The organism is Roseibium sp., assembly GCF_050301095.1.
Classification (GTDB): Bacteria; Pseudomonadota; Alphaproteobacteria; order Rhizobiales; family Stappiaceae; genus Roseibium.
The window spans coordinates 81611-93326 of the sequence record NZ_JBNKYW010000040.1 but is presented as its reverse complement, the minus strand read 5'-3'; the positions used below and the strand labels follow the sequence as shown (position 1 = coordinate 93326).

Genomic DNA, 11716 nt, shown 5'->3' with positions numbered 1-11716 from the left:
ACCGCCCCGACCGGCACTTCGCCGCGCGCGGCGGCTTTTTCGGCTTCTTCCAGGGCTATGTCCATGAAGGACTGCTGGCATGTATCTGCTTCTGAATCGCTCATGGGGATCCGTGGTGAAGGGACTTCGGGGCGTCGTCTGCGCCCTGTTTAGAGGCATTTTCGCATCCCGTCAGCCCCGGTGTGAAGGCCGGTTCCCAGGTGAGCTATGCAGCAATCGGGGAGGACCCTTGCAGCGGGCGATGAAAACAAGCGATTCCCGAAACGGTCAAGCTCTGGTATGACGCGCGCATGACGACAAGAAAATCTCCTCCAAAACGCCCGGGGCCTGCCAAGGGCCAGGGGCGTGACCGGCGCGCACCGGAAAGGCGCCGCGCCCCGTCCAAGGGCGCCAGAAAACCGGACGCTGCGCCTGCGGCCCCGCGTCTTGCCGACGAAACCGCTGACCGCGGCGAGCGGATCGCGAAGGTGATGGCACGCGTCGGGCTCTGCTCGCGCCGTGAAGCCGAAACCTGGATCGAAAACGGCCGTGTTCAGCTCAACGGCGAGGTCCTGACGACCCCGGCCGTCACTGTAACACCCAACGACAAGGTGCTCGTCGACGGCAATCCCCTGCCGACACGTGAACGCACCCGGCTCTGGCTCTATCACAAGCCGCGCGGGCTGGTGACGACCAACAAGGATCCTGAAGGTCGGCCAACGGTTTTCGACAGGCTGCCGGCCGAGTTGCCGCGCGTCCTGACCGTCGGGCGCCTCGACATCAACACCGAGGGACTGCTGCTTCTGACCAACGACGGCGGCCTGGCGCGTGTGCTGGAGCTGCCGGCCACCGGCTGGCTGCGGCGTTACCGCGTGCGTGCCTTCGGCAAGGTGACCCAGGCGGATCTCGACGGGCTTAAGGATGGCGTTGCCATTGAGGGCGTTCTTTACGGGGCCATCGAGGCCACGCTCGACAAGGAGCAGGGCGGCAACGTCTGGATGACGGTTGGGCTGCGCGAAGGCAAGAACCGGGAAGTCAAACGGGTGCTGGAGCATCTGGGGCTTGCGGTGAACCGGCTGATCCGCCTGTCCTACGGACCGTTCCAGCTCATGGACCTTCCGGAAGGCGATGTCCGCGAAATCCGCGGGCGCGTGTTGCGCGACCAGCTCGGGGAAACCCTGGCCGAGGAGGCCGGGGCCGATTTCGACGCGCCGATCTTCCATGCGCCGAAGCCTGAGGACGAGAAAAAGCCGGCGGGTGCAAAACGCACCGGCGGCCGTCCGGGTGACAGAAAGTCCGGGGACAGGAAACAGGGCGACCGGAAACAGGGCGACCGGAAATCCGGTGAGCGCCGTGAGGGCGGTCAGGGCAAATGGCTGACAGCCCGCGAAGGCAAGTCGGAGACCGATCGCCGCAAGTCCGCAAAGGCCGGTGCGGATCAGGAGCGAAAACCGCAGAAGCGCAAGAATGCCGGTGCGCGGCAGGAAAAAGTGTCGCCCCGCTCCCGTTTCCGGCTTACGTCCGAACCCAGGGCGCGCAAGGAGTTCGGAGAAGAGCGCTTCTCGCCGCCGCCGCGCCGCATCTGGGGTGAGGAGGGTACGCTTGAGGACAAGCAGCAGGAAAGCCGCACCGGGCGCGACAAGAAGGACCAGGGCGGTCCGCCGAAAGGGGGGCGGGGTCCGCGCGGCGGAGGCCGTTCGTGAGAATAGTCGCCGGACGTTTCAAGGGCGCGGCGCTGGCCGCGCCGAAGTCCCAGTCGACGCGACCGACCAGCGACCGGCTGCGCGAGACGGTTTTCAACATTCTCGCGCACGGACTGGATGTTGATCTGGACGGCGCCCGTGTTCTGGACCTTTTTGCCGGAACCGGCGCCCTCGGATTCGAGGCAATCAGCCGGGGTGCGCGCCATTGCACCTTCATTGAAGAGGGGGCGGAAGCCCGCGGTGTCATCCGCCGCAACATGGAAACGCTGGGGCTGAACGGTGCGGCGAAGATCTTCCGGCGCGATGCGACCCGGCTCGGCAGTGCGGGCACCATCGAGCCCTTTGATCTCCTGTTTGCAGACCCCCCTTACGACAAGGGATTCGGCGAACAGGCCCTTGCGTCGGCGGCATCCGGAGGCTGGCTCAAGCCGGATGCCATCTGCGTGCTTGAAGAACGCGCGAGTGCGGAGATTGTCGTTCCCGCAGGCTTTGCCGAGATTGACCGGCGTGCCACGGGCGACAGCCAGGTGCTTTTCCTGCGCTACGGTTCCGGTGAATAAATTCCGGGCCGCACTCAGGCGCCGCCGGGCATCATCACATAGACGGTTTTTTGCGAGGGCAGGCTCGTTCTTGTGACGACCAGTTTCGGCGTGTCCGCCCGCATCACCTCGTAGCCCGCGTCCCGCGCCCTGGCCTCAAAGGCCTGAAGGGCGCCCGCGAAGTGAAAGTGCATCGGGATCACCATCGACGGCCCGATGCTTTCCAGAACGTCCATCAAGCTGTCCAGCCGCAGGGTTGAGGAATTGTCGACAGCGGCGAAGACGATGTCGATATGCCCGAGACGTTTCAGATCTTCCTCGGTCAACCTGTGATGGAGGTGGCCGAGGTGGGCGATGCACAGATTGGCAACTTCGAAAACGAAAATGGAATTGCCGAGCCTTCGGACCTCTCCGTTCCAGCCGCGGATGTTGGTCTGGAGGTTGCGGATATGCACGTCCTGAACCGTCAGGTCGTGGTCGATGGGGCCGCCGTCCGGGTTCCAGCCATAGAGCAGGTGCTCGATGCTCGGGTCGGGGCTGACGGAAAAATGGGTGCTGTGGGCACCGTTCATGGTGGCAACGGTTGGGGGCAGGAACGGCCTGACATTGTCGTTGTAGTCCGTCGCGATCCTGACGCCTTTCGGAGTTTCGATCTCGAAGGTGGAATGGCCGATGTAACGAATCTGGACTTCATCGTCCTGCAGGACAGCTTGCCAGACGCGGCCCTGTCCCGCTGCCGGCGGTACGGCGGGCAGGTCGGCGACAAACTGGCAGACGGCGAGGGCTGGCAGGCAGAAGAGGAGCGAAAAAAGCAGTCCGAGAAGCAATGTTCCCCAATTCAGGAAACAAAGCAGCTGTTTTGCCGGACTGTAAACGGCAGATATCCCATGCGACATGTCAGGCCACCCGAACTCTGTGCGTCTCAATTAGTGTAGAGAGCAGATCTTCAAGGGCAAGCAGGTTCGCCTGGAAAAGAAAAAGGCAACCAGCTCGCGCAGCGGATCTGCGAAGGCGGTTGCCTGAGGTGGGGGCTGGCGGGAGGAGAAACCGGCCCCGGGTTGGATGTTTCAGACGACGTACAGGCTGACGGCAGGTTTGCTGCCTCTGGTCAAGGTGCTCCGCTCCTTGTCCGCCTGGGCGTCGGAGTTGCTGGCTTGCATGTGGATCAGTTCCCCGGCATGACCGGCTTCCCGGGCAAGCGCCTGGCGGCTGCAGAGGGCGGCCAGGGAAAGGCCGAGTCGGCGGAAATGGGCGCGCCGGTAACAATAGACCGCGAGTGCCGCGCGCTGGTTTTCGGGAAGCTGGCAGCCAATATCGGAGACCGCGTTCAAGGTCGCCTCCATGAGCCGCTTGAGCAAATCCTCTGGTACCGGGCAGTTGTCCAGGTCCGCTGATCCTGTGGGCCGCATTAACTTTCTCCTCGTTTCTCAGGAAAAGTATTTAGCGACTTTATTAATGCTTTATTAAATGGCGGCCTGGATCTAATAAAAATGATTTATGTGGCAAATTTTGTATATGTTGCCGCTAAGTAACAGGCATCGACTCTTTTACCAGTTCTTCTATCCTCTTCTTCGTATTTTCCCGTAAGGACTCTGCCGCATCAAGAATGCGCCCGGCTTTCATGAAGTCGAGGACCCGGATGTTGTCGTGAGGTGGACGAACCAGGATATCCGGTTGATCTGTTTTGAGTTTTTGCGTGGTGATGGTCTGCATCAGGATCTGGGAGGAGCCGAAAAGCGAATCCATCATGCTGATTTCCGCGCCTTTTTCCCGCGGAACCGGTGCGCCGACGACATCGACAGCAATCACGATGTCACATTCCGCACGCAGACCGTCAAAGGGCAGTGGATTAACGACGCCGCCGTCGATCAGGTAACGGTCCCCGTGCCTGACGGGACGGAAAACCGCTGGAATCGCTATGGAGGCGGCTATGGCCGGCAGAAGCGGTCCGGACTCGAAGTCCACTTCCTGGCAGCCATAGAAATCGGTCGCAAGCAGCCTCAGCGGTGTTTTCAGGTCTTCAAAACTGTCGGGCAGGTAGTCTGAAAGGAATACCTCAAGCACCCGTTCCGGGTCGAACTGGACGGGGCCTGTGCGAAACATGTCCTTGAAGCGTCTCGGACGGAGCTGCCAGAGCCTGGACAGGACGGCATTGCGGTCGGCGAATATCTCCAGGACAATGCGCCGGATGTCCTCGCCGCCGAGACCGCTTGCATAGGCAGCCCCCAGGATCGCACCGATGGAGGTTCCAGCGATTTTTACAGGTCTCAGACCAAGGTCGTCCAAAGCCTCAAGAACCGGAATATGAGCAAGACCGCGTGCCCCCCCGCCCCCAAGGGCAAGTCCGATCCGGGGCGCGTGCGTCGTGACGGTCATGTTTTCCAATCCTCTTCCATTTGCGCTTCAGGCACCAATCACATGGGGGGCGGGAAAAGCTTTGCCAAGCACCCGGAAGGTATTGAAGGCGCTGAAGATGGCAGGAAAAAGCCGTGACGGGTCAGACCACGTAATAGAGATCGTTGGACGTTTCGCTGATCCAGTCGGTTACCATGTCATAAGTCATCGGCCGGGCGATCAGGTACCCCTGGATGGAAAAGTCCCCCATCATCCGCAGGCGGTCATATTGCTCTTCGGTTTCCACGCCCTCGCAAATGACATCGATGTTCAGGGCGCGGGCCAGATGGATGAGGTGATTGACGACCGCTTCCTTCTTGGGATCGTCCAGCATCTGCCGGGTGAAGGACTGGTCGATCTTCAAACCGTTGATCGGCAGATCCGACAAGTGGGTGAGGGAAGCGTAACCGGTGCCGAAATCGTCCAGTTCGATATGGACACCTAGCTCGTAAAGCTCCCGGAGCGCGGCCTGATGGCCGGAACGGTTGTCGTTCAGGAATACCGATTCCAGCACTTCCGCGGTAATCCGTTCGGGACTGACGTTGTGCCGCTCCATGGCGGACTTGAAGTGATCGACCAGCAGACCGGAAGCCAGATGGGACGGGGAGAGGTTGATCGATATGCGCCCGAAATCGAGCCCCCGGTCAAGCCAGCTTCTGGCTGCCGCCAAGGCGTTGTCGATGACGATCTCACCGAGGATGGGAGCAAGGCTGGTCTTTTCGACGACGGGCAGGAACAGGCCCGGTGACACCAGTCCGCGATCCGGATGCTGCCAGCGGACCAGGGCTTCGACCCCGGTCACCTGGTGCGACCGCATGTTCACCTGCGGTTGGAAATGCAGTACGAATTCCCGGTTCTTGACGGCGCCGTGCAGCTCCCGCTCGACCCTGGCCTCGGTCTCGCTGTCGGCTTTCATGTCCGGCTTGAAGAAGGTGATGCGATCCTTGCCGCTCTCTTTGGACTGGTAGAGCGCAAGATCGGCATTGACCAGAAGCGTGTCGAAGTCGCCGCCATCTTCCGGGCACAGGGCAATGCCCATGCTGACCGTGGGCCAGAACCGGCTTCCTTCATATTCCATCGGAACGCGCATAAGCCTGCGGGCCCGTTCGCAAAGTTCGTTCGGGTCGGAGGAACTGCTCGATGCAAGAATGACGAATTCGTCGCCTCCCCAGCGGTAGGCGGTGCCCAGACCGCGGCAGACCTCTCTCAAGCGGCGTCCGGTTTCCTCCAGGCAGTGATCGCCGGCAAGATGTCCGAGCGTGTCGTTGACCCGTTTGAAGCCATCCATGTCGACGTGAACGAGGAAGGCGGGTTTGTCGCCTTCGGCGAACCGGATCTTGGCGTCCCGCTGACAGCCCGCCCGGTTCGACAGTTTGGTCAGGGGATCGAAGTAGGCCAGACGTTCGGCACGCACCTTGGCCTCGCGGGTTTCCGTTTCCCGCTGGACCCGCTCTGAAACGTCATTTGCAATGGCAACCAGCAGTTCCCGGTCGTGATCTCTCAAGAGCTGTATCCGCAGGTCGACGGGATATTCCGTTCCGTCCTTGCGCCGGTGCAGGCCCTCAAGCGACAGGCTGTTCTGGACGCCATGCAGCAGCGGAGCCATGTGACGCCGTACCCTTCCCTGGTCGTAGACCGGGTTGACATGCCAGATGCGCTGCGACTTGAGTTCTTCCTCGCTGTAGCCGGTGTTTCTGAGCGCACACTTGTTTGCGTATTCGATGCGGAAGGTTTCCGCATTCAGGATGTAGATCTCGTTGAGGGACGATTCCAGGATGTTTGCCAGAAGATTGTTCTGGCGCTCGGCCCGGTAACGTTCGCTGATATCGTGGACGATGCCAAAGACCCGGGCGGCCTTTCCGTCGGGACCGGCCTGAACATAACCGCTGACATGCAATTGCCGGATCCCGCCGTTGTCCAACACCAGCGAATGTTCAAAATCGAAGTCGCCACAAGTCTCGATGGCACTCTCGACGACAGTGCTCAGGGAGCGAAGTTGTTCCTCGGGAATGCGGGCATAAAAGTGCTTCTGGATGTCCCCGGCCGGCAGGTCGGGGGAAATGTCCATGATGCGGAAGAACTCTTCCGACGCCACGATTTCATTTGTTCCAATGTCCCGTTCCCAGCTGCCGATATGCGCGATGCGCTGGGCTTCGTTTAGCCGGTATGCGCTGTGTTCAAGCTTGCGCGTGCTTTCGAGCAACTCCGTTTCCAGTCGTTGCCGCATGGTCCATACGGAGGACTGCATTCCGGAAAGCAACCGGCGGATGATCATCCAGGACAGGGATGCCAGGCCAATCCCGGCAAGCAGGGAAATCAGGGTTCTTCCCAGAAAATCCCAGGCGTTGCTTGTGACATCCTTGACGAGAACCAGCTTCATGTCGCCGGCGTCCTGAGCCAAAGGCAGCGGCAGGTCGTGGATCATGAAGACCCGCCCGTCCTGAATGGAAAACCTGTTGAGACCGTTGAAGCCGCTGCCGCCGGTGATGGCCGCGAAATCGAAACCTGACGGTGCAGTGTCGCCGAGGGGCTTGTACCGGACGACCGTTCCCGATTGAGCGTCTTTTTCCTCGATTTGGCAGATCTTCACGATCTGGGCGTTGACAGCGGCGCCTGCCAGAACGAGGGACGGTTCGATGTCGATAGACAACTTCAGATAGCCGAGCAGCGTGCCTCCGGACACCCACGGACGGAAAACGCTGACGATCGCCTGCAACTCGGGACCGAATTCGATGCTGTTGGTCTTGCTGAACAGGCTTGACGCCAGATCCGAATGAAACGTGGAGGGTGCAGCTACCTGCGCACCGGAAGTGCGGGCGCGATAAACGAGTTCCTGATTTGAGCCGTATATCGTGAAATCTACGATTTCGAGCCTGTTCGCCTTGCCGGCAAACACCCGGTCCGCAATGAGCTCGATTTCCAGCTTGTTGCCGTCCCTGATCGCGTTTTGCAGATCGGTGTTGGCACTGATGGTGTTGATGGCCTGATCGAGTGTTTGCGTCCCCAGGGCCCTTTGCTGCATCAGCAACTTTTCAGCCGTCTGTACGAGAATTTCCTGCGGTTCACGCAGAGTTCGGTACTCGGAAACAATATTGAGGAGCGTCAGTGTGCAGACGGTCAGTGCGAGGACGGTCAGAAAGACCGCCCTTAGCGGTTTTTCAACTTGGGTACCATTCGCACACCATCGGGCGTGGATCCGGTCAAGACGTGCGCGCATGTCGCGAAGGCGTGGCACGCCCTCACGTAGCCCTTCCGCATCCCCTGATACCTGCTTGCTCACGCGTTGCACCTAATCCAATGGGCAGCCGAAACCGCACAACTCCGGCAAGATGGTATGCTGTCAGTTTTCGCCGCTTGGTTGGGCGTTCTAACACAACCTATCAATGCCAGTTTTATCAGTAATGCTGAATCGTTAAATTGTATTGAATGCGTTCCTTAAGGAACATTAAGGTCATTCGTGAATGCGATCGTGTTAGTTGTAGTTTTATGCGAATGAAACGTGCGGATCTAAATGTTGACGTTAAGTAAGACTTGTGCCGGAAAAAATGCGGTCGGGTCACGCTGAAAAGAAATTCAGAAGTGCTTCTGCTGTCTGCACCGGTTTTTCTTCGGGCAGGAAATGACCGCAGGGCAGCGCTGCGCCGGCGACCTCTTCGCACCAGTTGGCCCAGGCTGCGAGCGGATCCTCGACACTTGCGGCAATGCCCTTGTCGCCCCAGAGTGCCAGCAGCGGCGTTTTTATCTTCCTGCCAGCCATCCGGTCCGTGTTGTCGTGTTCGTAGTCGATTGTCGCGCCCGCCCGGTAATCTTCGCAGGTCGCGGCGACCCTGTCGGGATCGCAGAACCAGTCCCTGTTGTGGATGAGAGCTTCTCTGGAAAAGCAATCGAGGTTCCTGGCGGCGGTCCAGCTTGCTAGCGTGTGTTCGAGGAAACGGATCGGGCAGGCGGAAATAAACTTTTCCGGGAACGGGGCGGGCTGGGCCAGGAACATCCAGTGGTAGATTTTCAGTCCGAAGGAGCGTTCCAGCCGGTCCCAGTAGTCGGCTGTCGGCAGAATGTCGAGAACCGCGACCCGCTCAAGCGCTTCCGGATGGTCCATCGCCATGCGGTAGGCCACACGGCCGCCGCGGTCGTGGCCTGCGACGGAGAACCTTTCGTGACCGAGCACCTGCATCATTTCGATCAAGGCGCGGGCCCAGTTGCGTTTGGAATAGGCTTCGTGGCTGCCGCCGAGCGGCGGAACGGACGACTGGCCGTATCCCGGCAGATCCGGCAGGACGAGCGTGAAATCCTTGCCAAGATATGGAGCGGTGGTGTGCCAGATGACGTGGGACTGCGGATAGCCGTGCAAAAGTAACAGCGGTGGTCCCGATCCGCCGACGCGGCAGAAGAACCTGACGTCGGCGGTCTCGATCTCGATCGTGTCGTATCCGGGAAACATCTCCGGCAGGTTTTTGTTCAATCCGGTCTCTCCGCCTGACAACAAGCAGAGATTAGCCGCGCATGCCGGTGCTCGCCAAGCACAAAGCGGGTTACCCTTGTGTTTCCCGGGCAATGGCACGCCAGCCGATGTCCGTCCGGCAGAAACCTTCCGGCCAGTCGATCCGTGAAACGGCGTCATAGGCTTTCTTCTGAGCCTCGCCGACCGTTCTGCCGAAGGCCGTCACGTTCAGGACCCGGCCGCCATTGGCCAGAATGCGTCCGCCGTCTTCTTTTGTGCCAGCGTGGAACACCTCCAGATCGTCGGCGGAAAGCTGGTCGAGTCCCTTGATTTCGGTGCCTTTTTCGTAGCTGCCCGGATAGCCTTTGGCGGCCATGACGACGGTCAGGGCGGGGTCTTCCCGCCAGTCGGCGGAAACCTTGTCCAACCGCCCTTCGACGCTGGCCAGGATCAGCTCCAGAAAGTCGCTCTTCAGCCGCATCATCAGAACCTGGCATTCCGGATCGCCGAAGCGGGTGTTGTATTCGATGAGTTTCGGGCCGTCCGCGGTCATCATCAAACCGGCATAGAGAACGCCCTTGAACGGCGTGCCGCGTTTTGCCAGCGTCGAGATGGTCGGCTCGATGATCCGTTTCATCACGTCGTCGACCAACGGTGCGGTGAGAACAGGCGCAGGCGAATAGGCTCCCATGCCGCCGGTGTTCGGGCCTTCGTCACCGTCGTAGGCGCGTTTGTGGTCCTGGGCGGTGGCAAGCGGAAGGGCGTTCGTTCCGTCGGAAAGTACGAAGAAGCTGGCTTCCTCGCCTTCCAGGAACTCCTCGATGACGACTTCAGCTCCTGCCGCTCCGAAAGACCCCTCGAAGCAGGCATTCACGGCCGCTTCCGCTTCGTCCGGTGTCATGGCGACAACCACGCCCTTGCCGGCGGCAAGTCCGTCGGCCTTGACCACGATGGGGGCGCCTTTCTCCCGAACATAGGCGAGGGCCGCATCGGCGGTATCGAAACGTCCATAGCCGGCTGTCGGTATGCCGGCCTCGTCACAGACGCCCTTGGTAAAGGCTTTCGAGCCTTCCAGCTGGGCAGGGGCCTTGCGCGGACCGAATGTCTTTATGCCGGCATCTTCCAGATCGTCGACAAGTCCGGCAACAAGCGGGGCTTCGGGCCCGACGACGACAAGATCGATTTCCTTTCGCCGGCAGAATTCGATTACCGCCTCGTGGTCTGAAACGTCCAGATCGGAAAGTTCGGCCAGCTTGGCGATGCCCGCGTTTCCGGGAGCCGCATAAAGCTTGGTGAGCTTGGGAGATTTCGCCAGTGCCCAGGCCAGGGCGTGTTCGCGGCCACCGGATCCGATGAGGAGAAGTTTCATGAAAGCCCAGTCTCAAAATCGCGTTGATACGGAAAGGCCGTCCTTAGCCGATTCCGGCCGGTTCGCCTTGCTCGCGCGGGGTCTATCACGGGCACCGGCAAGCTGCAAATGGTCAGGGGCACCGGCAAGCTGCTAATGGTGCGTTGGAACCCGGCAAACCCGATATGGCCGGCGCTCTTCGCCCCGGACAAGAGGCCGCCCCCGCGACGGGATACCGGATTGCCGGATGAAATAGTTTTCAAATGCCGCTAGAAGGACCGTTCAGGACAAGCAGACCCAGGGCATTCAGGCAGGCAGAGCATGTTGTTTTCGACCAAAGACACCGGACCGGTCGCCGATGCGGTGAAACGGCATTGGGTGGATACCCGCCTTCCGGCCTCCATGCGCCCCTATGCGCGTCTCGCCCGCTGGGAGAGGCCGATCGGCTGGGAACTGCTGCTGTGGCCCTGCTGCTGGTCGGCGGCACTGGCGGCGATCGCGGCCGGCCAGGGGTGGCCCAATCCCTGGCATCTGCTGCTTTTTTTCATCGGCGCGGTCGCCATGCGCGGCGCCGGCTGCACCTATAACGATATTGTCGATGTCAATATCGACGCCCAGGTGGAACGGACCCGGTCGCGTCCCATTCCGGCGGGCCAGGTGAGTAAGTTCCAGGCGAAGGTCTTTCTGGTGGTGCAGGCGCTGGTCGGTCTGGCAGTGCTGCTGCAGTTCAACAGTTTCACCATCATCCTCGGCCTGGTCTCCCTGCTGCCGGTCGCGATCTATCCCTTCATGAAGCGGGTCACCAACTGGCCACAGCTTTTCCTGGGATTCGCCTTTTCCTGGGGAGCTTTCATGGGATGGGCCGCTGCCTTCGGCTCTCTCTCCTGGCCTCCGGTGCTGCTCTATCTGGGCGGCATCTGCTGGACGATCGGTTACGACACGATCTATGCCCATCAGGACAAGGAAGACGACGCTCTCGTCGGGGTGAAGTCGACCGCGCGATTGTTCGGCGAGCGGACGAAACCGGCCCTGATCGCACTCTATGGCATCGCCACGGTCCTGTTCGGGGCAGCGGCGATCCTGGCGGACGCGGGGCCCGCGGCCTTCGCCGGTCTTCTTGCCGGCGTCGTGCATCTCGGCTGGCAGATCGCGGTGCTGGATATTGATGACGGCGACCAGTGCCTGAAACTGTTTCGTTCCAACGGCACCTATGGCTGGATCCTGTTCGGCGGATTTGTACTGGACGCGTTTATCGGCTGGATCTGAGCGGTCTTTGCCCCGAAACACGAAAGGCCCCGCCGTACGGAGCCTT

General features: G+C 60.6%; 9 protein-coding genes. 3 read left to right on the top strand and 6 right to left on the bottom strand.

Translation table 11 applies throughout. The features are described 5' to 3' along the window. Positions 1-290 precede the first annotated feature (290 nt). Together ACQY7U_RS03150 and rsmD are read left to right on the top strand one after the other, a co-directional pair. Positions 291-1682 (top strand): pseudouridine synthase, encoded by a 1392-nt coding sequence (locus ACQY7U_RS03150; protein WP_428641859.1) that lies wholly within the window; start codon positions 291-293, stop codon positions 1680-1682. Further along, the gene (rsmD, locus tag ACQY7U_RS03145) at positions 1679-2242 is read left to right on the top strand and encodes a 16S rRNA (guanine(966)-N(2))-methyltransferase RsmD (protein WP_428641857.1); all 564 of its coding nucleotides are present in this window, start codon (positions 1679-1681) and stop codon (positions 2240-2242) included. Before ACQY7U_RS03150 ends, rsmD begins: the two co-directional genes overlap by 4 nt. Positions 2243-2256: 14 nt before the next feature. Here the strand turns inward: rsmD and ACQY7U_RS03140 are convergent, their stop codons facing one another. From ACQY7U_RS03140 to purD, 6 genes are all read right to left on the bottom strand, one after another. Beyond that, positions 2257-3117, bottom strand: a complete 861-nt coding sequence (locus ACQY7U_RS03140) for an MBL fold metallo-hydrolase (RefSeq protein WP_428641854.1) — start codon at positions 3115-3117, stop codon at positions 2257-2259. A 171-nt stretch (positions 3118-3288) separates the two neighbouring features. Then, positions 3289-3630 (bottom strand): hypothetical protein, encoded by a 342-nt coding sequence (locus ACQY7U_RS03135; protein ID WP_428641852.1) that lies wholly within the window; start codon positions 3628-3630, stop codon positions 3289-3291. A 115-nt stretch (positions 3631-3745) separates the two neighbouring features. Continuing rightward, on the bottom strand, positions 3746-4597 hold the full coding sequence (locus ACQY7U_RS03130) for a patatin-like phospholipase family protein (protein WP_428641851.1): 852 nt from the start codon (positions 4595-4597) through the stop codon (positions 3746-3748). A 121-nt stretch (positions 4598-4718) separates the two neighbouring features. Next, positions 4719-7895 (bottom strand): putative bifunctional diguanylate cyclase/phosphodiesterase, encoded by a 3177-nt coding sequence (locus ACQY7U_RS03125; protein ID WP_428641849.1) that lies wholly within the window; start codon positions 7893-7895, stop codon positions 4719-4721. Between the two features lie 276 nt (positions 7896-8171). Then, the gene (locus ACQY7U_RS03120; protein WP_428641846.1) at positions 8172-9077 is read right to left on the bottom strand and encodes an alpha/beta fold hydrolase; all 906 of its coding nucleotides are present in this window, start codon (positions 9075-9077) and stop codon (positions 8172-8174) included. 70 nt (positions 9078-9147) lie between these two features. Further along, entirely contained in the window at positions 9148-10425 is a 1278-nt protein-coding gene (gene purD / locus ACQY7U_RS03115; protein WP_428641844.1) for a phosphoribosylamine--glycine ligase, read from the bottom strand. A gap of 300 nt (positions 10426-10725) precedes the next feature. Here purD and ubiA point away from each other — a divergent pair, with 300 nt between their 5' ends. Beyond that, complete coding sequence (gene ubiA / locus ACQY7U_RS03110; RefSeq protein ID WP_428641841.1) at positions 10726-11670, top strand: 4-hydroxybenzoate octaprenyltransferase; 945 nt, start codon at positions 10726-10728, stop codon at positions 11668-11670. Positions 11671-11716 lie beyond the last annotated feature (46 nt).